Origin of the sequence: Microcoleus sp. Pol17C6 (assembly GCF_036701145.1) — a bacterium.
Lineage (GTDB): Bacteria > Cyanobacteriota > Cyanobacteriia > Cyanobacteriales > Microcoleaceae > Microcoleus.
Genome location: NZ_JAUBQH010000002.1, coordinates 1 through 24,074, shown reverse-complemented (window position 1 = coordinate 24,074; position 24,074 = coordinate 1). Strand labels below are relative to the sequence as shown.

The window sequence follows — 24,074 nt, the reverse complement described above, 5'->3', positions numbered from 1 at the left end:
TTATTAATGAGTGCTGAAGTGTTTAGCGATTGAGTTCTGCCATTGCCCGCTTCATCATGGAAGTCATACCGGGAAAACCACTGTTGAGTACGGAGATGTCAAATTGCCAACCCAGCAGCACGAGACATCCGATCGCAATGAGGAGTAGACTTGCCCTGTAAGAAATGTGCTTGTTTATAAATCGGCTGCTTGGGTTGCAAAAATCTTCTCCTCATGTTACCCGAAACGAAGAAGGGCAACCACGGGGGGATTATCCCTACCTCAACAAGTCAGATTTTGTAGGGGCTGTGGCAGGGTGCCAGTCCTAGAACTCTGCGATCGCAGAACTTCGTTGTGCGTAAAGTGAGTTTATAACCTAATAATTCAACTATACTCTTATTCAGAGGCTTATAATCCTCTGGTAATAAACTATGGAAAGCAGTAGGATTCTCGATATAACTAGCGATAGAGTTAGCGATCCAGCTACCAACTACCGAGGCAATATTTTAATTGTTGACGATCTGCCTGATAACCTGCGTCTTCTGAGCCGTACTTTGAGCGCACATGGTTATAAAGTTCGCAGTGTCACAACAGGCGCAATGGCGCTCCGAGCCGCCCAATCGCCATGGATGGAACTAATTTTACTCGACATTAAATTGCCCGATTTGGATGGCTATGAAGTTTGTAAACAATTAAAATCTGACGAGAAAACCGCAGACATTCCGATAATTTTTTTGAGTGCTCTCAATGAAACTTTCAATAAGGTTGAGGGGCTTGCTGTTGGTGGGGTAGATTATATTGCTAAGCCGTTTCAAGCCGAAGAAGTATTAGCTCGTGTCGAAACTCACCTAACCATCCGACGGTTGCAAAAAAGCCTCCAAGAGCAGAATTTACGTCTCTTGAGAGAAATGGAAGAACGCCAACGTCTCGAAGCGTCGCTCTTTGCCGAAAAAGAACTCGCTCAAGTGACTCTCCAATCGATTGGTGATGCAGTTATTACTACCAATGCTCAAGGTAATGTGCGATTTTTCAATCCTATCGCTGAGCAACTGACAGGCTGGAAGGCTCATGAGGCTCATGGACTACCCCTGTCTACAGTCTTTGAAATTGTCAATGAAGTAACGCGAAAGCCAGTAGAGAATCCGATCGACAAGGCTCTGTTGGAGAAGCGAATTGTGGGCTTACCTAACCATACTATTCTCATTGCGCGCGATGGGACGGAGTATGCCATTAAGGACTCAGCAGCACCGATTCGAGACCGCCAAGGTCAAATTATTGGGGCAGTCATCGTCTTTCATGATGTTACCGAATCGCGCAATCATGCTCGTCAACTCTCTTGGGAAGCCACTCACGATGCTCTGACGGGTTTAATCAACCGTCGAGGATTTGAGCAGCGACTAATTGAGGCGATCGCCTCTGTTCAAGATAGGAATCAGCAGCACGCTCTCTGTTATTTAGATTTAGATAAGTTCAAAGCCGTTAACGATACCGCTGGTCATATTGCTGGCGATGAGCTACTGCGCCAAATCACTACACTTTTACAAAAGGGAGTCCGCGCTAATGACACACTGGCTCGCTTGGGAGGTGATGAATTTGGTCTTTTGCTTACTAAATGTCCCCTCTCTAAAGCAGCTCAGATTGCGGAAAAGCTCAAAGATATAGTGGATCAGTTCCGGTTTATTTGGGATAGCAAAACCTTTATCATCGGGGTCAGTATTGGAGTTGTTACCATTAACCACACCAGCCAAAATTTGATGGAGCTTATGGGGGCGGCTGATGTAGCTTGTTATGCTGCCAAAGGCAAAGGTCGCAACTGTGTTCATGTTTCTCGTCTAGACGATGGCGAACTAATATAATTAGATAACGTGGTGAGAGGCAGTTGATTTCCAAAATCAGCCGTGCGTTAGAAACCAATCGTTTTTGTCTCTACTTCCAAAAGATTGGCTCTATTACCTCTAATCAATCATTAGAGCCTTATGAAATTTTGTTGACAATGCTTGTTGACCAAAACGGAGAAAGCGTTGCTCCCAATGAGTTTATTCTCACCGCCGAGTGTTATGGCTTGATAACAAAGAGCGATTGTTGTTGGGTAATCGAAACTTTTTTATCGAAGTATCAAAATTTATCTGCACTAAAATTTTTTAGTAAAGACTTGTATACAATCAATATTTCTGGCGCTAGCAGTCGAATTTTTTTTTCAGTTTTATTGTTCCATTTTATCTCGTTTTCGATGTTGAGGTCGCGGTTTCTAGTGTGAGTTACCGCACTTTTTTAGCTATTCCCATCCACCGAGTTTTGCAACTTGTTCTCTCCCGGTTTTTTGGCCGATCGCACGCTGTTCCTTCTGAATTACCACGGCGAACCGATCATGGTAAAAGCAGCCCAATAATAAGGATGCGAGAAATTTCGATCGCCCCTGGCGGTCAACTCTGACGGCAAAGGCAGAGCTTGATTGTTGCCCGATCGCACCAAATAACCATCTTGCAACCGCACTTCTCCCCGCAGCATCGCCAACTGCGCTTGCCGCAAAGCCTCAGCCTTAATCGGCGCTGTACGCAACTCCTGGTAAAACTCAGTCATCAGCCCCAAAGTAGCGACATCGCTGACATACCACAAACTCGCCAAAGCGGATTTTACCCCCGCGTGTACCGCCAACCCTGCAAACCCCAACTCAGCTTGTTCGTCTCCCACCGCCGTAGTACACGCACTCAAAACCAACAACTCCACCTGCGGGTTAGATAGCTTCAACTGCTCCAACTGATTCAACCGCAACTTAGTATCCCAAAACTGAATGTAAGAATTTTCCGCCCCCCCAGGCTGAAAATCCCCGTGAGTAGCTAAATGAATAATTTTGTATTGCGGTTGATTGCGCTTGTTCTTCAAATTTGCCAAAGTAAAAGCTTCATTGAGAAAAGACGAACCCGGCCAAATCTTGCCGACAATTGTCGATATTTCCAGCGGCACCGCAGGCAAAGGATTTTGATCGTATTTGGCAGGAAAATTCGACGCACCCATCGCTAACACTTCAGAACCCTTAACATCGGCATAGCGAGTATCAGTTAAACTCAAACTCGGAATCAGCCCCAAACTGTACTTTTCTACCAAAAACTGCTTGCCGTCGTAAAGAGCAGCCAAAGGCAAAGTTCGCAAACCGGCATCCATCGAAAACACCAAGGTGCCAATCTTGTTAGCCTCCAATTCCGGTTGCAGCGGTGCAATTAACCACTGGTAAAGTTTCTCGGCAGGTTCCTTGTAATTAGCAGCATTCAATCTCCTAGGAGTTCTGATAGCATTAGTGAATTCTTTAGCAACTTGCAGCACTGTCTCGCGGCTTGCAGGCACGCTTTTAAAAACATTTTTGCCGTCTGGCAATAACAACACAAGTTCTAAATGTTTTTCTTTCGCCCAAACGTAAAGGATCGCGGGTTTAACCCCAGTCAAGCGATTGACGCTGCTGAGAGTATCTCGAATACTTTGCTGCGTGACTGACTTTTCAGTGAGATTACCCCCAAAGTAACGTTCAAATTCCCGGCCCTGAGTTCTATCCCTTTGCTGCACTGCGTCGATCGGACTTATTTGCGCGATCGAACTCGATCGAGAAATCTCAGGAACCCTCACATTCCCGACACTTTCTGCACTCACCGCGCTCGCAGGCTTCTGTGGAGTTGTTGCCACGCTGCCGTTTTCTGTCGTCGCAGGCGCGCCCAAATTGTCTGTTAACACCGACGGCGACAGCAGTACCGGGCCGGCAGCAGTCTCGTTCGACCCCGCCTCAACAGACGCAGCAGCAGGTTCTGGCGAGACATTTGTGGTACTGCCCTTTGGCACCGACGCTGCGGGAGGAAGACTCACCTGAGTCACAATTTGTTGAGAATTGTCTGTAGTTTTCAGTTCCACGCTGGTAGTTGGTGCCGGACTCGCCACGATCGCCAGCGGCCCGATCGCAGTTGAGGAGGTGGCAGTGTTCGACTTCGAGTTTCCCGTCCCAACAGTCGCCGCCGTGCAGGTTCCCGACGGGCAAGTGCTTTGCAGCAGCGTCTGTGAACCCGATTGAGCCAGCCCGTCTGTAGAAATGCTGACCTGGGCGCGCTCAGCAGCCGTTCCTGTTCCCGCAGCCCGAAATGCTCCCCCAGCTTCGACTGCCACATCGCCGCCGATATTGCCACGAGCTTTGATCGAAACAACTTCAATATCTTTGTTCCCGGTAATTTGGCTCGAACCGGCACTTCCCGATTGCGAACTCGAGTTGATCACCCCTGTAACGATCCGGCCCGGCGCCGCAATCGAAATATCTCCCCCGCTTCTGGCACCAAAAGCATCGATGTTGCCGGTTTCTACCGCACCGGCGCTGCGAATAGTGATAGGGCCCGCCACCCCGGAAGTTGAGCGAGATGAAACCGTACCAGCAGTCAACTTGCCTTGACTGCTAGTGATGTTAATCCCCGCAGTCGAGGTAACGTCTCCGACGGCTACAGTACCCCCCATCAGAGAGATCGTGGCGTTATCAGTGCCGACGATCGCACCCGTTCCCTCGATCGCGCCGCTGCCCGATGGCGATCGAATCGTCGTCGGATCTTGAAATGTCAGCGCCACTGGCGTTGAATTTGGCGTTGAATTTGGAGTTTCAGAAGGAATCGAAATCACACCGCTACCGTCAGAACGTCCGATCGTGATCGAAGCAAACCCATTCCGAAAAGTGTTCAATTCCGCAGCAGTCAAGTTCAGAGCTTCTGTATCGCCAGAACCTTGAATTATAATATTTTGACTCGGATCAGCCGGTTGCAGCACCAGATTGCCGTTGCTGGTGAGCGAATTTTTGTCACCTGTCAAGTCAATTTCGTTGCCCGTCAGGGTAACATCTCCCCCTGTTTGGACGCCACCAGCTTCGATCGCCCCCGCAGTGACTCCCTTGGGCCCCGTCAGCGTCACATTCCCTGCGCGATCGCCCCTTGTCTCAATCGCCCCGGCAGTCACCGTCCCGTGTGCGGTAACACTAACATCTCCCGCCGAATTGCCTGTATCTTCGGAAGAATTGACAGAAGTGTTGATGGTGCGAGAAGTTCCAGTAAGTAGCCGACCGGTTGTGACATTGCCTGCGGTGCTGACAATGCGAATTTCCTGATTGTGGGTAGTGATATTTCCGGTACGGATATTGCCGTCACCTTTGATAGTAATTGAGGCATTGTCTGCCCCTGTCAGGGAATTTGTGGTAGTGATTGTTCCCAAACCCGCTGGCGATTGAATAATTAGCGGATCGTAAAATGTGAAATCGTTGGCAATCAGAATTGAACCGATACCGTTGGTGCGGCCGATCGTAATTCCAGCAAACCCATTTTCCAAACTTCCGAGGTCGCTTGCCGTCAGATTCAAATAAATATTAGTACCGACATCTCCAGAACCGCCGATCGCAATATTTTGACCTGGACTCCAAGGTTGCAGTACCAAAAAGCCCGTACCTCTGACTGAATTTTTGTCGCCTTTAAAATTAATTTCATCACCAGTCAAAGTAATGTTTCCCGAGCCCCCTGCGATCGATCTCACTCCCAGAACATTCCGAGCCGTCACAGTTACATTTCCCGTCGCTTCCCGACCGCTGGCATCAAGTTTTTGGGCCGTCACGTTCAGGCCTTCGAGCACAATATTCCCGCTGCTGCCGGTGCTGGGATTGGATGAAGAAATATTATTGGCAACAGTCGAACCCGGACTAATCAAACTAATATTTCCGCCGTTACTCGACAAATTGCCCGCAGTAATTTGACTTCCCGAAATGGAGATCGCACCGCCAGCCGTGCTAATTGTATCTGCAGCATTCATCGAAAAAGCACCCGCACCATTGCGATCGGCATCTGCTCTCAATGTTACCGAACCAGTAGTTGCTTGAAAGCTCAACTGATTGTCCGCCAAATCAGCAATTGTAATATCGTTGAGCGCTTCGAGAACCACATTTGCAGTCGCCGACATACTTTCCAAAGCTGTAGCCGAAATTGTCAGCGAAGGCTCAGAAATTTTTGGCTGTGGTGATGGCGTTCCTGTTGCCAAAATATTATTGTTGGCAATAATTTCCGCATCGCCCGCACCTTCTGGCGAATCTGTAATTAAAATATTGTCTGGATCTAACAGCAAAGTCCCCAAACCGTTTGTCCCAGACGTATCGACAGTACCGTTAAAAATCAATCTTTGCTTGCCCGAAACTTCCACAAACCCCCCAACACCTGCGGTGGTTGTTGCAGAAACGCCATTTGCGCTGATGCTGCCCAAAAATGCTGTTGTGTTGTCAGCCCAGACCACAATTCTGCCGCCGTTGCCTGATTCAGTTGCGTTGGCGGCGATCGAACTTTTGCCATCCACGTAAGTCATCCTGGCATTCGGCACAGTTCCCTCGCCTCGGTAATCTCCCCCGATCCGCACCGTTCCGCCGCCGTCGGGCCCCGAAGCTTCAATCTTCGCTCCCAACAGCCCTACCTTGTCGCCCAACACGTTGACGCTTCCTCCCAGGCCCCCCGTAGCAGACACGTCCGCAGAACCCGCTACCAGCGCAGTTCCAGCACCTCCTGGCACTGTTTGACCGCCTGTGAGCACAACTTCACCTTGAGCGTTCGTAGTTATACCCGTAGCGTGAGCCACGCCGGGACCCGACAGCAGCCCTGGTAAACTCTGGGGAGAGAAGGGAACCGCTTCCGAACCCGACACTCCGGCTGCTGGAGAAACTTCTAAACTCAGCAAAAGTCCGTTTTGACTGAACCGCACCAGATTTTCGCCCGGGACAGCCGCCACAGTAATTTGACCGCCCGGGGCTGAAAGTTGCCCTGTACTGATCACCGTGCCGCCTAGCAAAGTCAAATTTTGCCCCATGCCGACAGCCAAGTTACCGGCATTGACAATACTCGCGGGCTGTGAGCCAAAAACAAAAGCATTCGGCGCTCCGACTAGGGCCGCGAAGTCGTTCGCCCCTGTACCGTTGAACCAGCCGTTGTCAAAACCGATACCGCTAGCGGTGGTAGCCAAAAAAGACCCGGATACATCGAGTCGGGCATTTGCTCCGAAGATAATGCCTGCGGGATTCATCAGCAACAAATTAGAATTGCCGCCACTAACTTGAATTAGACCGTTAATTAAGGAAGCGTCGCCCCCGACAACACGGCCGAGGATATTTTTAACGCTTGGGTTGGAGATGAAATTGGCAGTTTCGCCAGAATTAAGACCGAACCGAGTAAAACTGTGGAACAAATTGGCTCCGTCTCTGGAAGTAGTGCCGCCTTTAATGTCGTAGCGAGGGGGCGACCCTGGACCTGGGGCGGTGACAGCGGTTCCGGTGCCGTCTGGGGCTGGAGTAATAGATTGTGCTGCTGCAATTTTAGATTGGGGATAAATTGCCACGAGTACCCATCCGTTGCTGTTTTCTTTGAGGAAAACCAGGTTGGGGAAAAAATCTACTATCAAAAATCCAGCAAGGGGAATTGCTGCCAGAATCGACCGCACAGCACGTTGAGCATTCATAAGTTTGCCTCGGTCTAGACCTTAATTCGAGTTTAAAATTGAGATTTTAGGTAAAAAAGAGTCGATCGCACCCCAATCCTGACACTTCCTAACGCGAACTCTCGATCGCAAATCTTAAAATTTAAGTCTAAATTTGATTGTGTCACCAACATAGCAAAGACTGACAGTAAGTGTCGAAACACAGGAAGTTTAAACAGAGAAAATTATGAGCGATCGAATTGTCCGTCTGATCGGTTTAACTGGGGGCATCGCCACCGGTAAAACCGCTATATCTAATTATCTTGCAGATGCCTGTGGATTTCCGATTTTAGATGCCGATATTTACGCCCGCGAAGCTGTGAACCCCGGTTCGCCAATACTTGACTCTATTGTAAAACGATACGGCGCCGGTATTTTGCTCCCGGACGGCAATTTAAATCGGCCCGAGTTGGGAAGTATTATTTTTTGTAACCCAGACGAGCGGCAGTGGTTGGAACAACAGATTCACCCTTACGTGCGCCGCCGATTAGTTGAGGAAACTCAAAGCTACATTGCTGCATCGAGTTTGGTATCCCAAAGCACACAGGATTTAGGTACAAAGACTCAAGAAACCGGCTTTTTTAACCAAAAGCTAGAACGAAGTATTGTTGAAAAAAAACCCAGTTTCTGCGCGCCGGCTGACACGGTGACTTTGGTTTTAGTAGTGCCGCTGCTGTTTGAAGCTAACATGACTGACTTGTGTACCGAAATTTGGGTAGTGTACTGTTCACCCGAAGTGCAGTTAGAACGACTAATGCAGCGAGACGGCTTGAGTTACGATCGAGCTAAGGCCCGCATTAATGCCCAGTTGCCGCTAGCTCAAAAGTGTCAACAAGCTGATGTTATTTTGGACAACTCGTCAACGCTCGACTCGCTATTCCTGGAGGTAGATGTGCAAGTCAGTCGCTTTGAGATTTGATATGTGAGATTGACTCCGCGATAGCGGTTTTAAAACCAGGTTTTTTTAATCCCTGCGCGCCAGTTAGTCGCTTTGAGAGGTGAGATTTGAGATTGAATCCACGATTTTGTGAAGGGGCTTTTTTCTCCAACCGCTTTCGACTCCTCCTTCAAAGTGGCGCGTAAGCCCTCTTGTCACCAAGCAAGATCAGAAAAGTCAGAAAAAATCACAAAAAATAAAAAGTTCACAATTTATTTGAAAATATAATAGCAACCATTTATGAAGTTAATGTAAAAAATTAGGCATTGCCCACTTTAAGGAATCTCATTCACCAAGATATTTATATCTAACGTGCTGATGGCGCGGCTGGGTACTCTCCTATTGTGTCTTTAATCCCCGGGTTGCCGCTTCACCTCAATAAATTATCAAGTTAATCATAAAAGTAGTAAAACTTTACAATTGGCGGTTTTTGTTTCTTTCTTGGAAGACTGTTTCAAAAGGATTCCTGGGGCGATACCCTTTGAGATTTGAGATTTGAGATTTGAGATTTGGGAATGATTTATAGCTACCAGGGTGGGGAACACGGGCAGAGAAGAGTAGTATTCTTTTTTTGAACATGGTCTTGAATTCTGCTGGTTGCCCGCCAGTAGCAGATAACTAGAAATTACCCGCGAACAAGCGAGCTAAAGGATGGATTTCACCAGCTTTTAACCAAAACTCAAAAAAATTGCAGGTGTCCTCACTTACTAATTGATGACTTCGCCACAATTATTTTTTTATCCTGATACCAGAGTACAGACTGCGTATCAAGAAGGAGAAAATACAAACACCAAAATTTATGATGCGCGTTTACTCTTCCATCCTGATGTCAAGCCTGTTACTGAGTGCTGGCGCAGTTAATGCTCAAAGCTTAGAAACTCGATCGACCTTTTTTGCTCGAGACAACTCTGCTCCCGAAATTTTAACCGCCGTAGCCGACACTCAGACCTTTTACGATAAAGAGCCAGATAATAATACGCCACCAGGACGAGGCCAGGGGAGATAAAGCCGAAAAAAGCGATAATTGCAGGGAATTAGGGGGAGAATGGGACAATATAAAATTGAGAGAAGAAGAGAAAAATTGAAAATTTCGAGCCATTAATTGGGGACTTACGTACTGCGTAGCAAAAAACCGATTTTTCAGCGGTATTTGACGACTCAATGCATAATTGTTCGCTATTCGGGTTTTTTTGCCCAATATCGTCAAAATATCAGACACCACAAACGGGCGCGAAATGTTGCCCTCAAAAAATAAAGGTAAAGCGCGAGTAGGAATCTGGCGCTTTACCTTTATTTTTTAAACTTGTGCAGCTTTAATCTTCTTCCGCAGCTTCGCCACCAACAACGACATCGCGAATCCGCAAACTCGGGCCGCCGCAGCCCACGGGCAAACCGCTTTGTCCTGCCTTGCCGCAGCCGCCGGATTCATCCCAGTAGAAATCGTCGCCGATCGCCTCAATATCAGCTAAAGTGCTGAAAACATTACCCGAAAGAGTAACATCCCGTACCGGATTGTCTAGTTTTCCGTCGCGGATCATCCAAGCTTCGCCGGCACTGAAAGTAAACATTTCGCCGTTAGTCATGCCGCCTTGCCAATTGCGCGCATAAACTCCTTCTTTGATACCAGAAAATAAGTCAGCAACTGGCGTGTCACCCCGTTCGATCCAAGTATTCGTCATGCGGACGATCGGCGGATAATGATAATTCAAACAGCGAGCATTGCCAGTAGGCGTTTCTCCCAATTTACCCGCCGTTTCCCGCGAGTGCAGTCGCCCGACTAAAGCGCCGTCTTTAATTAACTGAGTAGTAGTCGCGGGAGTGCCTTCGTCGTCGTAGACATAGCTGCCCCGGTGTCCCTCTGGCGCTGCACCGTCGAAAATTTGCAAGTTTTTGGGGCCGAACTGGCGGCCGAGGGTCATAATTTCCAAAATGTCGGGATTTTCGTAGGCCATGTCGGCTTCGGAAAGATGTCCGAAGGCTTCGTGGACGAATAATCCGGTTAAAATTGGGTCGATGACGACGGTGTAGGTGTTGCCTTGGACGGGGGGTAAGGCTAGGGAATCTACGGCTCTCTGGGCGGCGCTGCGAACTTGAACATCGAGATCGGTTAAGTCTTCGTAAGCTTTGCGAGAACCAGTGGTTTCGCGGCCAGTTTGTACGGTTTCCCCGCTGCGGGCTGTGGCGGCAAAGCGCATTTCCATGTCTGCCCAACCTTGTTCGAGCATGGTGCCTTCGGAGGTGGCGAGGATGATGCGCTGGGTGCTGTCGCCGTAGCGCACGGAGATTGTGGCGATGCGGGGGTCAATGCTGCGGAGGATGGCCGCGTAGCGATCGCACAATTGCTTTTTGTCAATTAGGGGAACCAGACGGGGGTCGGTTCCTGTCAGCGGCAGCAAACAAATGTCTTGTACTGGGGTGACAGGCGCCAGGATCGTTTCTTCTTCGCCGATCAGTTTTGCCGCGGCGATGGCTTCTTCGATTCTTTCGGCGAGGGTGGAAAGTCGGTTAAAACTGGCAAAGCCCCAGCCGCCTTTGTGACAAGCTCGGACTTGACCGCCAATTGAGACTCCTTCGCTGAGGGTTTCAATTTTTTCGCCCCGCAGCAGGATGTCGGTGCCTTCGGCTTCTTCCAGTCGAATTGCCAGATAATCGACTTGGTGACGGTAGCGTGCCATTAAGTCGGACAGCAGATTTTTCGAGTCGGCGATCGAGGTGGGCATAAGGAAAGCACGGTGTTTAACTTACTTCATTTTGCACTTTTGTTAGGGCGATCGTCCAAAATATCGCCCCAAGCGCGGAGATTGCGGCTTATTGGTACGGTTCTGCCAATATCGTTAGTTGACAAATGTGGATATCCTGTGAGTTAGGAGGAAGGTGCAAGAAATTATGCGGGATTTTTTGATCGTGCTGGTGCTTGACTCCTAACTCCTGAACTTTCCTATACATAAATACTTCACCCTTCATGCCTCCGAAGGTGGGTTTATAACTGTGAATACTTACTTTTTACCGACAATAAGCGAAATTTTAGCCTCCGAAGGCCAAGAAAATGACCTGAGTCTCTTTGATGCTAAGTTGGCGGGAGAAAACAACCGCCATCGGTGTCCTGCAAGCCGTGGGGCTTCTCGGCTGAAAGCTGAGCACGAATGGTACGGGGCGATCGCAGCTTTGAATCAAATGCTCGATCGGCAAAAAGCCGGACAAAAAACAGATGCCGATCGAGCAAATTGTCGATCGACAATCCCCAATTCCTCTCAGGGATTGGTGTTGTCTGGCCCGTCTTCGGTTTTGACTGATCCCGCTTTGGCCAACGGCTTTGCCAATTGGATTTTTACCAGTATTCCCGACAACGATGCAGCTTTGTGGTCTTTTCGGGCTAGACAAACTTTAGCTTTAATGCCGGCGGCTGATGTGCAAACATCAGTGCCTGCAGCGGCCCCGGCTTTGGCTTTGGCAAATGGCGATCCTTTGGCGCACGAGCAGTTTTGTTTGGTTTTAACTGCTAGTTTTAGCTTGGTGATGGTTTTGGGTGAAAATTCTGCTGGAATTCCGGCTTTTCTATTTTCTTTCGATCCGCAAGTAGTCGCCAAAGCTTGGGAGGTTTTGCGGCGCCGGGTGACTGAAAGCGAATGTTTGCTTGCCAATTCTGACGGTAGTTTCAATTTATCAGTTAGCCAATTAACTAATAATTCTACTAAATTAGACGCGCTGTTCCAGCAGTTTTTGCCTGTGGAGCCAAATTATCAAACAGTGATGCAGTTCAGCCGCTTGCTGTTGCATAATTTGCCGGTTGGGAAAGATGAAGCAGTCAGGATAAAGGATGAAAGAATTGATGATGGTTTGAACCATAGACATCACAAGTTATCGGCTACAGATATCAACTGCAAATCTCCAATTCCTCTGGCTACTAAAGAGGTGGAATTGCTACAGGCGATCGCCCACGAAGTCCGCACTCCTTTGGCTACTATTCGCACGCTGACTCGGCTGCTGCTGAAACGTCCTAAACTCGACCCGGTTGTGGTCAAGCGTTTGGAAATGATTGATGCTGAGTGTACCGCTCAGATCGATCGCTTCGGTTTAATTTTCCGCGCCGTGGAATTGGAAATGTCGCAAGCTAAAAATTCTGGCGTGCAGCTAACAGCAATGTCCCTCGGTGAAGTGCTACAAAATAGCATTCCCCGCTGGCAAAAACAGGCGGCTGTGCGAAACCACACTTTGGAAGTTATTGTGCCGAAAAAGTTGCCGGCGGTAGTCAGCGATCCGACGATGCTGGATCAGGTTTTAACTAATTTGATTGAGAATTTTACTCGAACTTTGCCCTCTGGGAGTCGCATTCAGGTGGAGGTGACTTTGGCGGGCGATCAGTTAAAGTTGCAGTTGGAATCGGAACACCTACCTGAAGGTAATGTCGCATCGACTTTTGCAGCTAAGGGGAATGCTCCTTTGCGATCAATCGGGCCTTTGTTGATGGTGCAGCCGGAGACGGGAAGTTTGAGTTTAAACTTGAGCGTGACTAAGAATTTATTTCGGGCTGCTGGCGGGAAGTTGGTAATTCGCCAGCGGCCCCAAAAGGGCGAGGTGATGACGGTATTTTTGCCGCTGCAATAGTCAGTTGTCAGTTGTTGGTTGTCCTATCAATTCCGGTTGCATCGGAATGATTTAACCGCAGAGAACGCAGAGAACGCAGAGGAAGAGAAGATAGAGCTCATTAATATCGGTCAACAACGGACAACTAACCTTTAATCAATTAAAATCTCAATGACAAACTCCGTTCCTTCTCCCGGTGAAGAAAAACAACTCAGTTTTCCGCCGTGTTTTTCTTCTACAATTTGACGCGCGATCGCCAATCCTAACCCAGTTCCTTTGCCCACATCTTTAGTGGTAAATAGATGGTCGAAGATACGATTTTTCACCTCTTCTGACATTCCTTTTCCGTTATCGGCGATGGAAATTTTTACCTTTTCACTTTCGACTTTAGTCCGAACAGTGATGTGATTGGGATGGGCTTGAATTTCGGCAAAACTCTGTCCTTGATTCGATTCTTCTAAGGCATCGATCGCATTTGCTAACAAATTCATAAATACCTGGTTTAATTGTCCCAAATAACATTTTACTTTGGGAATATTGCCGTAGTCTTTAATGATTTTGATTTCAGGATGCTTGTCGTTCGCTTTCAGGCGATGGCGTAAAATCATCAAAGTGCTATTGAGGCCTTCGTGGATATTGGCTTCAACTTTATGGGCCGTATCGGCGCGAGAGAAAGTGCGGAGGGAGGTGCTGATGCTTTTGATGCGCTCGCATCCTATTTTCATGGAACTCAACATTTTGGGTAAATCTTCTACTAGATAATCTAAATCTATTTCCTCTGCTTTCTTAATCAATTCTGTTTCGGATGGAGGAAACTTTTCTTGATAGAGGCGCAAATAATCAATTAAGTCTTGGACTCCCGCATGAGCTTCATTAATGTTCCCGGCAATGAAACCAACGGGGTTGTTGATTTCATGGGCAACCCCTGCCACTAAATTACCTAATGCTGACATCTTTTCACTTTGGATCATTTGCATCTGAGTTTGCTGAAGTTCATTCAAAGTCTGCTGCACTTGGTGATAGAGGCGGGCATTCTCCAGAGCGATCGCCGCTTGACTAGAGAGAAAATTCAGCACTAGGAGGCGATCGCGACTAAACACCCCACTGGTTATCCGATTTTCTAGATACAAAATGCCGACCAAATTCCCCTGATTTAGAATTGGCAAACCCAGCAAACTCTCTGGTTGGTGGTGCTCTAAATAATCGTCAATCACAGGCAGATCAGTTTTGGCGTGATCGATGACAACTGCTGCTAGGGTGTTTTTGACATACTGGATTAATTTAACAGGAACGGTGGGATTATTCTCTAGGGGTTCTCTTTGCAGGCTAATGTGTTCCCAGGTAGCTATTGCCCGCACTTGCCATTGTTGATCTTGGCAGAGCATCAGTGCACAGCGATCTGCTCCCGAGTTTTGTAACATGGTTTGGGTGACAATTTGCAGCAACTCCTCGAGGTCGATCGTGCTGGAGATCATTTGGGAGATTTGCAGCAGGGTCGTAAAATCTAGAGCATGGTTGATGGAGGTGCTTGAGGTAGTGGGATGGGTGGTCGAATGAATTGAGTAGGTGGGATTGGTGAGGGTGGATAGGGTTTCTAAAATAGTGATGGGTTGGCCGGACTGTTGTAAGATGGGGCGCAGCAGATCGGGATAACGTTTTTCTAGGTCATCGGTTTTGGCTTTTGCTCCCCAGCGGGCGTAACAATAGTAGGCTTCCTGCATATAGCCTGCGGCGACTTTTTCTTTCCCCCAGCCGAGGTAAAATTTAGCGGCGAGTTCGTGGGCTAAGGCTTCTTCGTTGAGGAATTGGTTTTCTTTAGCGAGTTGAATGGCGCGATCGTACAACTCAGCAGCCTGCCAGTTTTGTTCCGCAACACGAGCCATCTCCGCCTCTAAAAGCAGAAATTTGGACAGACAGTTTTCAGGACAGTTCTCTGCCCACATTTTAAGTTGTTGGCGATTATTCTGAACAACTTCTTGATAATCTTTTGGGTGTTTTTCCGGTGCTTGCCCATAAAGTTGCAATACACTCAAAGACTGATAAAAACAATGCAGGACACGTTGAAATTGTCCATAAAGTGTATTAGAAAACTCTGCCGCAGCTACTAACATTTCATAAGCTTTAGCATACTCACCATAGGTGAAAAACAAAAAGGCTTTAGCGAAATAGTAAGTGCTACTGCCATAGCCATAGCCAATTTCATTGAATGTTGCTAGCGCGGACTCTTCATCAAATGTTTCAGAGCTAAGGCTATACTTCCCTATCGTTAGCCCTTGCAAATTCTCTAGGAGCTTGCACTGAAGAATTAGGGCAAATGCTGTCGTAATCTCCGTCCGTTCTGCAAAGCTGATGTACTTTTCATGTCGAGCCAGCAAACTGTGAATATCGCTGGATACGATCGCCTGCTGCCAGAAACTGAACAGAGCACTGTGATGGCACCAAGAAAAATCGCCTACCTCCATTGCCCCCTGATAAGCAGCTTGTTGCAGAACAAGATTAGAACTGACGTGCTTGCGCCAATGGTTGATAAAGTTGCCAAACGACATATAAATTTTGCCATTTAGGGTGGTGTTATGAAATTTTTCATTCACCTTTAACCCTAAAAGTCCAAACTCATAGCCCAATTCATAGTCTTGAAAGCGTTGGCAGAGAATTGTGCCATACCAAACATAAACAAAACCCGCCACGTTGGTATTCCCGTATTCCAAACAGAGATTGGTCATGTGTAAAACAACCAACACTAACAACTCCTGATTAGTTAGGTAAGTAGGCGGTACCATGTTCATTAGCAGTTTGATCAGCATTTGGCGTTCTTCATCGACAATGAGTGGTGCGTCGATTAGTCCTGCAACTGCGCGCTGATTTAAGGTTTTTTTAACTTCCAGAGCCAGCCCTTCTAACTCTGCTTCATTGGGCATAATCGCCAGTTTTAAGCCTAACAGTTTTAGCCCTTCAATTCCTACCTGAATCGCCTTTTGATACAGAGCCTTATTTTGATAATGAGTTAGCTGAATCGCAATTATTTTGGCTCGATCAAGACTAGAAATGGCATAACTAAATGCGATCTCTATAAAATTTTCAGCTTGCTCAAAATTTCCTGCCAAAAATTCAGCCTCAAGGCTTTCTAAATACATCGTAAATGTTAACTTATATGCCGATTCCCATTTATTAGCTGGTAGAAAATTTAAGCCGAAAGCGAGATATTTGGTCGCCGATTCATAAGCAGTTGAGAGTTTGGCTCTCTGCCCTGCAAAGAGGCTAATCTTAGCGAGCTTGGTTCGTTCTTCTTGCTGCGTTATTAGCTCCGAGCCAATGATAAAATGATTGATAATATCGAACACTTCTTCTCCTCTTTCAAGCTCGGAGAAATTCGGAAGAAGTAACTGTCCTATTTTGAGATGGGTGGCTTGCTTTTGGTCATCAGGAATTAATGAATAAGCAGCTTGCTGAACCCGATCGTGAAGAAATTTGTAGTGAGGTAATTGAGCGGCAGTATTTGGCAAGTTGGGGGTGCTTTTTCCCTCTTCTTTCCCTATATAAAACTTGTAAATTTCACTGGTTGGTAAGATGAATCCTTCTTGCAAAGATTTCCACAAATCTGCAGCAGTTTCTTCCGGCGACTTCTCGCTGACTACCGCCAATGTATTCAAATCAAACTGCGCTCCAATGCACGCAGCCAACTTCAGCACATCCTGAGTTTCTGGCGGCAACTTCTGTAATTGCACCGCCATAAACTCCACTACATCATCGGTGATAGTTAGGGCTTTGACTTTGGCGATATCGCACTGCCACCCCCCTGTTACGCCCCTGTGTCCTCCCCTGATAAGGGGGGATGTTACCCCTTTCTCTCCGCCCTGGGAAAGGGGGGTGGGATCAAACGTAATCAGCCCATCTTCCTGTAGCGCCCTGAGAAATTGCGTGGCAAAAAATGGATTGCCTTTGGTTTTTTGATAAACTAACTCGGTTAATGGCTGAGCAAGAAGGATCTCGCACGAGAGAGTATCTGCTATCAAATCATTAATATCGACTTGACTCAGAGGTTCCAAGGTAATAGTATTTACCGTTACTTGGGATTTTTCCATCTCTGCTACTGCCAACATAAATGGATGAGCCGGAGAGACTTCGTTATCTCGATATGCCCCAATTACCAGCAAATTCTGACTATCTTTTTCACTCATCAACACTTGCAAAAGCTTCAGGGATGCTGAATCTGACCATTGCAAATCATCCAAAAAAATCACTAAGGGATGTTCTTTTGTGGCAAAAACAGAGATAAATTTTTGAAATAGTAAATTGAAACGATTTTCGGCGGCACTTCCCGAAAGTTCCGAGACAGGCTGTTGTTTGCCAATAATTCGTTCCAATTCAGGAATTACTTCTACAATAACTTGACCGTTTTCGCCAAGAGCATTGATAATTTTCCTTTGCCATCGTTCTAGCTGAGCGTCGCTTTCTGAGAGTAATTGCTCCATCAAATCTCGGAAGGCTTGCACAAAAGCACTAAAGGGAATGTTACGTTGAAATTGGTCGTATTTGCCTTTGATAAAATAACCGCGCTGGCGAACTATTGGTTTGTGAATTTCGTTGACTACAGCGGTTTTCCCAATGCCGGAAAATCCGGCTACTAGCATCATTTCGCTGCGGGATAAGTTCAAGTCACGCCAGTCCTCCTTAATCAAGGCGAGGTCTTCTTTTACATCGTTTCTATCGGTCGCAGGCTGTTCTGGGGGACGAGATTTAGAGGGGTTTGCTACTCGCTCGAATGCGGCTAATAATGCAGCGACTTCGGTTGCTCGGCCGTAGAGTTTTTCTGGTATGATAAAGCGATCGCAAAAATCTCGCCGCCCAATGGCAAAACTCTCAATTTTACCTGTCTCATTGAGTTGTTGCCAACAAGTTTTTAAATCTGCTTTCAGCCCTAATGCACTCTGATAGCGACATTCGGCATTTTTGGCCATTAATTTGCTGACCATCTCCGAGAGAACAAGGGGTATTTCGGGATTAATTTCACGTACAGATGGCGGGTGCTGGGCAATATGGCAGTGGATCAATTCCATCGCATCGCTGGATTGAAATGGCAATTTTCCTGTCAGTAACTCGTAAAAAGTTACACCTAATGAATAAAAATCTGTGCGGTAGTCAAGACCACGATTCATCCTTCCTGTTTGTTCGGGAGATAGATAGCTGAGTGTTCCTTCAATTACGTTGGGACTCATCAGCATTTGAGTTTCTCGCGGCAGCAAAGATGCTATACTAAAGTCAATGAGTTTGACTTGTTTAGTCTCAGGATTTATTAAAATATTGGCGGGTTTAATATCTTTGTGAATGATGCGGTGGCGGTAAAGTATATCTAAGGTATTGCTTAGGTCGATCGCAATTTGGAAAAAATCAACCAGAGATTGCACGGTTTTTCCTTTCCCCGTCCATTCCTTCAGAGAAATTCCCCCGAAGTCTTCCACAATCAGGGCATAGCCGTTGCGGTAGGGTTCCAAGCTGTAGGTTTGGATGATTCCGGGCAAATTCAGGTTTTTGGCGATCGTGTATTGATTGCGAAAATGCAAGAGTTCGCTGAAGGTGGGATACTCGTTTCGCAAGACCTTGATGGCCACCGGTTTTTGGTCGCAGAGGCGAGTTCCGCGATAAACTAGGGTGCGAGTGCCTGAATAAATTCGAGCGAGAATTTGATAGCCAGTTAGTTCTATCATAACAATAATTATTTTGCTATTAAAATATTTTATTTTACTATTATAATCTACTGCAAATCAGATTATACCTTCGTATCCATACTTAAAAATACAATAAATTTTACAGCCAGCGAACAGCTAACAGTTAACGGTTAAGTGAATTCACTTAACTGTTAACTGTTCACCGCATTCACTTAACCGAATTCATTCTGGCTTTCAAGGCATTTCGCGCTTGTTCTCGATCGTCAAAATGGACTTTTTCGGTGCCCAAAATTTGATAATCTTCGTGTCCTTTCCCTGCAATCAGCACGCCATCTCCGGGTTTAGCGTCCATAATAGCAGTGCGAATTGCAGCGGCTCGATCGCACATCACGATCGGCTTTACTGCGGCGGGAATTCCTGCTAAAATATCCTCCAAAATGCGATCGGGATTTTCCGTGCGCGGATTGTCGGAAGTAACAACCGCTAAATCGGCTAATTCTGCCACAATTTTACCCATGATCGGCCGCTTAGTGCGATCGCGATCGCCACCGCAGCCAAACACGCAAATCATCTGCCCCGGAATAAACGGCCGCGACGCCTTCAACAAGTTCTCCAAACTGTCGGGAGTGTGCGCGTAATCGACAATAACGCTAATATCTTGGTCGGGACTAATTTGCACCCGTTCCATCCGTCCCGGTACTCCCGAAAACTGAGATAATTTCTCCACAATCGTAGACAAATCTAAACCCAATTCTAAAACAGCACCGACAGCAGCCAACATATTTGATAAATTGAACTGACCGACTAAAGGCAAAGAAAAAGCTGTTTCACCCTTCGGAGTGTGCAGCATTCCCTTAACTCCGTTTGGCTGATACTCCAAATCAAAAGCATACAAATCTGTCGTTTTCAGAACAGTGCTGTAACTCCAAACTTGGTCAGATTTGAGGGTTTCAAATATCCGCTGCCCGTAGGGATCGTCAATATTAATTACAGCCCGATTGGCGAGGTAATCCGAACCAAACAAAAGCGATTTAGCCTCAAAATAATCTTCCATATCACGGTGATAATCGAGATGGTCTTGAGTCAAGTTCGTAAACACAGCTACTTCAAAACTACACCCCAAAACTCGCTGCTGTGCTAATGCGTGGGAACTGACTTCCATCACCCCGTGTTTGCATCCGGCTGCTACAGCTTCTGCTAATTGCTTTTGCAGGTCAACTGCAAAAGGTGTGGTGTAAAGTGCAGTTTGTTGGAAGCCCGGCCAGCGAGTGTAAAGCGTGCCAAAAATCGCCGTCGGCAACTGCATTTCATTGAGCAAAAATTCGATTAAATGAGTGGTTGTAGTTTTGCCGTTAGTCCCGGTAACGCCGACAAGTTTTAATTTGCTAGCTGGATTTCCGTAAAAAGCAGTGGCTATTTGACCGCAAACTTGAGCCATATCCGCTGCTGCGATGACGCAACTACCCCCGTCTTCGGAAGGTGTTTTCTCGGCTGCTTGGGTGGAAATTATGGCGGCAAGTGCACCAGATTCGATCGCACTTTGCCAAAAATCTCCCCCATCTACCCGAGTTCCGGGCATTCCCAAAAACAAATCGCCCGCCTGACAAGCGTGGGAATTAGTGGATAAACCCTTGACTTCGGCATCGAGGGCGGGATGTTGCGCGTCAAAGGAAATGCTGGGAACTGCTGCTAATAATTCTCTCAATTTCATCTGAAAAACTCCTCGCTTGAATGTCTTGAATATGACTGGCGGAACACATTGTTTGAGCCACCATCTACAGGTTTTTGCTGTGCGCGGTGCAAACCCTAGGTTTTTTTTATGCGCGGTGTAAAACCTATCGGCCTAGATTAAGCTGCACACCGAGCACCCCGAGGTCAGGATTAAAACCTGAGTTTTTGGGTAAATCGTATTATTGTGACGGATCGATTTGCAAATATTTCTGTAACATTTGCTCCAATTGGGCGACACTACAGCGGGGAGAAGGGCGGGGTAACAGTTCTTCAGCGGAGAATGCAGCCTCGCCAGCAGAATTTATTGGCTGGGGCTGCACTTTAAACAAAACTGGAACTTCGTACTGATAAGCTTGAAACCAGTCATCCTGTTCGGTAATATCTCTGACTTCGAGTTGAAACTTGAGGCTTTCAATCTGTTCGAGTTTTTCTTGCAACCCTTGGCACAAGTGGCATCCGGGTTTGCTGTACAAAATCAATCGCATCATAACAGTAAGATTAAACTCGATCTTAAATTCTGAAATGTCCGATCGCACGTTGGCGAACTCAACGCGAGTAAGACACAACTCACGGCTTTATTGGTCGCAATGCGCGACCGAAGTTATCTTAGCATTGGCAGCCAACAGATTACCGCGCTTGACTATCTCTTTCTTCTCTTCCTCTGTGCCCTCTGCGCCTCTGCGGTGAAAAAATAAATCTAGTTCACCAATGAAAGAATTAAATTTATTCACACCACCTAATTGTAAAAACAACCTTGACTAATAAATCAAGGTTTAGTATAATATAATAAGTATCCCTACATAAAGGAGGCAGTATGGACTGCACCGAATACGCAGAAGCCAAGCGAAAAGCCGCTAAAAAAATTACCGCCGACATTCGAGAACGCTGGAACAATCGCATCGTGACGCGAGGATTGCACTTGATGGGAGAAGCGGGGGCAGTGCAGTATTTAGCTGATTACGGGCGCGGAATTGGTACGGCAAAAGTTATTGGTTTTGCGCTGTGTGCGGAGTCGGAAGGATACCCCGAAATGGCGATCGGCTTTTGGAAAAGAGCCTTTGAATTGGAAACCGGAGAAAAGCCGATCGCCCTCAATACTCGAAACAATTCTACCGCCGATATCGCTCCTGCTAAACAATCAACTTCCGACCCAAAAATAGAAACTGTCTACCATCCGATTGTTCCCGAATTGCCGCCGCACTTGCAGCCGGGAAGGATTGTAACCATGCAGCCGGTTGACGCGCCGAGCGATCGTTCTTATTACATCGAAAATCCCGATTATTGGGGACAGCCAAAGCGCGACGGCAATCGAGTAGTTGTCATCGCGACGCCAGATAAAGTATACTACCAATCGCGATCGACTAACCTGCGGCAACAAGCATCGATCGAGATCGATCGCACATTAATCGACACAGCCGGTAAAATTGGCACCTTTGTTTTAGACGGCGAACTGTATTACAAAAGTTGTACGGGTAGCGAACACCGCACGGGGGCGCAAGCTGCTACAGTTAATATTGAAAGCGGTTTTCCCACAATCCAGCCCAGCGCAATTTATGCTATTTTTAAAAGTTTGTTTTTCAAAGGCAATGATTTAACTACCGTGGCAGAATCCGAACGAATTGCAGCGGGAGTTGAAGTTGGCGAAATGCTGGCGAATTTATCCCCAGCCTTTGAAGTTGTACCGACATTTCGCACCACAGCCGAAAAACTCGTCCTGGCAAATCAGCAGGAATATGAAAATAAAGAAGGCGAAGTTTGGGTGTTGCACAACTGCCAGTATGTCGGCGGCAAAGATGTTAAGAAATATCCGATGGTGAGGACTAAATACTGTCAAGAACACGATTTGTTTATTGTGGGTTTGACGGCGACCAAAGTGGCGGGGCGGCCGTTTAGTGCCGTCAAAGTAGCGCAAGAAATTGATGGCAAATTAGTCCCAGTAGGAAGCGTGGGAACCGGGTTTAGCGGGGAGGAAATGCAGGAAATTGCCCGACTCTACGAGGCTAACCCCAAAAGTGTCAAAATTAAAGTGCGATCGCAGGGTTTGACAGAAAGTGGCAAACTTTGGCACGCACGATTTCTGGAGTTTTGTTAAATTTGTAGGGAAACGGCAGTGCCGTTTCCTTCCCCCAATATGGGAGTTCCAATACATAGTATCAGATAAAATCAGCGGAGTAAAAATTAATGGTTATCAGCAAAAACAATTTCTACATCTCTCCAGAAGAGTACCTAGAAGGCGAGCGAGTAAGCCCGATCAAACACGAATACAGACGCGGACACGTTTATGCAATGACAGGGGCAAAAAAGCCTCACATTATTATTGCTAGTAATTTAATCCGGCTGCTGGGAACTCATCTTCTGAATACGCAATGCTTAGTTCTGTCATCAGATATCAAAGTGCGACTGGAAGAGGCAAATTGCTATTACTATCCTGACGTAGCGGTGACTTGCGACGAAAGAGATACCTCAACTACTGAAGATTTCATTTTATATCCATCTTTAGTAGTTGAGGTCTTGTCGCCCTCAACGGCAGCTTTTGACAGAGGTGATAAATTTGCAGATTACCAAACTTCTCGGAGTTTGCAGGAATACGTGCTCATAACTCAATCAGAAATCAAAATAGAGTGTTTTCGCGTCAACGCTGAGGGAAATTGGGTTTCTCAGACTTACCGACAAGGAGATGAGTTAGAGTTAATGAGTATAGATTTTCGCTGCCCGATCGCACAAGTTTATCAAAAAGTCCCCGGCATGGTATTTTGATGTATAAAACAAAATTTTGAGTAGCAATCTCCTCTCGTCTGTACTTTGACAAAAACCTTAAACCTATTTCTTAGTAAAGACTTTAGTTTTTCTGCCTAAGCGAAAGAAGGGCTAAAGTCCTTACTACGAAACGATGAGGACTGAAGTCCTCACTACGCACCCAAAAGATAATTTACTAGGCAGACAGGGAGCGTGTCACTTTTGCGACAAGTATAAATACTTAAGAAAAGTAAAATAGTGGCTTTGAGCCATTGTTGAGCAAAATAGGCGAGAATAATAGTGTCTTATTAATGGCGATTGAACCATGACCCCAGAACAGCAACAGGCGATTCAAACACATGTAGAAGCTATTTCTGCAATCCTGTATGCGGATTGTGAACCTGGCTCGTTAAAGACATTAGAAGATATCGAGCTAGCAGTAAAAGAAAGAGTGTTAACTCATGTAACACCACAGATCGGAATTTTTTTATCTACTCAGCTAGCGGCACAAAAGCAGGAAGGGTAAAGAAATTAAAAAGTACATTAGGTGATTTAAGTATCACCGAGAAGCAAGCGGCTCGACTAGGGTGTGGTACGGGAAGTAGATTAAGCCCGCATTTAGAAAACTGCTGTTTAAGACTGAGTGCTAATGTTGCCTATGAAAGTGCATCAAAAGATATTAAATACATAACTGGAGTTACTGTTCCATCGAAAACACAACAAAGATTAGTACATTATCAAGAATTCAATAAACCCGTAGCAACATTAGATATTACTGAACTAAGTGTAGATGGTGGCAAAGCCCGGTTAATCACACCACTCGGAGAAAAATCTGAGTGGAAAGACTATCGCTCTTTCATCACTCTGGATAAAATAAAACAACGGCATACCAACTTTATCCAGAGTCTAATGTTGTATATCCACGA

Annotated in this window: 13 protein-coding genes; 8 read left to right on the top strand and 5 right to left on the bottom strand. The window is 46.5% G+C overall.

The window, feature by feature from the left end; translation table 11 throughout:
• Positions 1-410: 410 nt before the first annotated feature.
• Both QUA25_RS01370 and QUA25_RS01365 read left to right on the top strand, forming a co-directional pair.
• Positions 411-1,835 (top strand): diguanylate cyclase domain-containing protein, encoded by a 1,425-nt coding sequence (locus tag QUA25_RS01370; RefSeq protein WP_333034978.1) that lies wholly within the window; start codon positions 411-413, stop codon positions 1,833-1,835.
• 23 nt (positions 1,836-1,858) lie between these two features.
• Positions 1,859-2,236, top strand: a complete 378-nt coding sequence (locus tag QUA25_RS01365) for an EAL domain-containing protein (protein ID WP_333034976.1) — start codon at positions 1,859-1,861, stop codon at positions 2,234-2,236.
• Between the two features lie 92 nt (positions 2,237-2,328).
• Here the strand turns inward: QUA25_RS01365 and QUA25_RS01360 are convergent, their stop codons facing one another.
• Positions 2,329-7,476, bottom strand: a complete 5,148-nt coding sequence (locus QUA25_RS01360; RefSeq protein WP_333034975.1) for a CHAT domain-containing protein — start codon at positions 7,474-7,476, stop codon at positions 2,329-2,331.
• Positions 7,477-7,681: 205 nt separating this feature from the next.
• Between QUA25_RS01360 and coaE the strand changes: the two genes are divergently transcribed.
• Together coaE and patX are read left to right on the top strand one after the other, a co-directional pair.
• On the top strand, positions 7,682-8,413 hold the full coding sequence (gene coaE, locus QUA25_RS01355) for a dephospho-CoA kinase (RefSeq protein ID WP_333034974.1): 732 nt from the start codon (positions 7,682-7,684) through the stop codon (positions 8,411-8,413).
• A gap of 817 nt (positions 8,414-9,230) precedes the next feature.
• On the top strand, positions 9,231-9,437 hold the full coding sequence (gene patX / locus QUA25_RS01350) for a heterocyst-inhibiting protein PatX (protein ID WP_333034972.1): 207 nt from the start codon (positions 9,231-9,233) through the stop codon (positions 9,435-9,437).
• Between the two features lie 307 nt (positions 9,438-9,744).
• On the opposite strand, the gene QUA25_RS01345 is transcribed toward patX, so the two are convergent.
• Positions 9,745-11,151, bottom strand: coding sequence for a TldD/PmbA family protein (locus QUA25_RS01345; RefSeq protein WP_333034970.1), 1,407 nt, complete (start codon positions 11,149-11,151; stop codon positions 9,745-9,747).
• Between the two features lie 268 nt (positions 11,152-11,419).
• On the opposite strand from QUA25_RS01345, the gene QUA25_RS01340 reads away from it, so the two are divergent.
• Positions 11,420-13,036 (top strand): HAMP domain-containing sensor histidine kinase, encoded by a 1,617-nt coding sequence (locus QUA25_RS01340; RefSeq protein ID WP_333034968.1) that lies wholly within the window; start codon positions 11,420-11,422, stop codon positions 13,034-13,036.
• A 131-nt stretch (positions 13,037-13,167) separates the two neighbouring features.
• Here QUA25_RS01340 and QUA25_RS01335 read toward each other — a convergent pair whose 3' ends face one another.
• From QUA25_RS01335 to QUA25_RS01325, 3 genes are all read right to left on the bottom strand, one after another.
• Positions 13,168-18,720, bottom strand: coding sequence for an AAA family ATPase (locus QUA25_RS01335; protein WP_333034966.1), 5,553 nt, complete (start codon positions 18,718-18,720; stop codon positions 13,168-13,170).
• 169 nt (positions 18,721-18,889) lie between these two features.
• Complete coding sequence (locus QUA25_RS01330; RefSeq protein WP_333034964.1) at positions 18,890-20,392, bottom strand: UDP-N-acetylmuramoyl-L-alanyl-D-glutamate--2,6-diaminopimelate ligase; 1,503 nt, start codon at positions 20,390-20,392, stop codon at positions 18,890-18,892.
• Between the two features lie 199 nt (positions 20,393-20,591).
• The gene (locus QUA25_RS01325; protein WP_333035212.1) at positions 20,592-20,897 is read right to left on the bottom strand and encodes a glutaredoxin family protein; all 306 of its coding nucleotides are present in this window, start codon (positions 20,895-20,897) and stop codon (positions 20,592-20,594) included.
• 329 nt (positions 20,898-21,226) lie between these two features.
• Between QUA25_RS01325 and QUA25_RS01320 the strand changes: the two genes are divergently transcribed.
• The 3 genes from QUA25_RS01320 (at position 21,227) to QUA25_RS01310 (ending at position 23,674) form a co-directional block, all read left to right on the top strand.
• Positions 21,227-22,504 carry an ATP-dependent DNA ligase gene (locus QUA25_RS01320; protein ID WP_333034963.1) on the top strand — a complete coding sequence of 426 codons (1,278 nt, stop codon included), beginning with the start codon at positions 21,227-21,229 and terminating at the stop codon, positions 22,502-22,504.
• Between the two features lie 89 nt (positions 22,505-22,593).
• Positions 22,594-23,169 carry a Uma2 family endonuclease gene (locus QUA25_RS01315; RefSeq protein ID WP_333034962.1) on the top strand — a complete coding sequence of 192 codons (576 nt, stop codon included), beginning with the start codon at positions 22,594-22,596 and terminating at the stop codon, positions 23,167-23,169.
• Between the two features lie 304 nt (positions 23,170-23,473).
• Entirely contained in the window at positions 23,474-23,674 is a 201-nt protein-coding gene (locus QUA25_RS01310; protein WP_333034960.1) for a hypothetical protein, read from the top strand.
• Positions 23,675-24,074 lie beyond the last annotated feature (400 nt).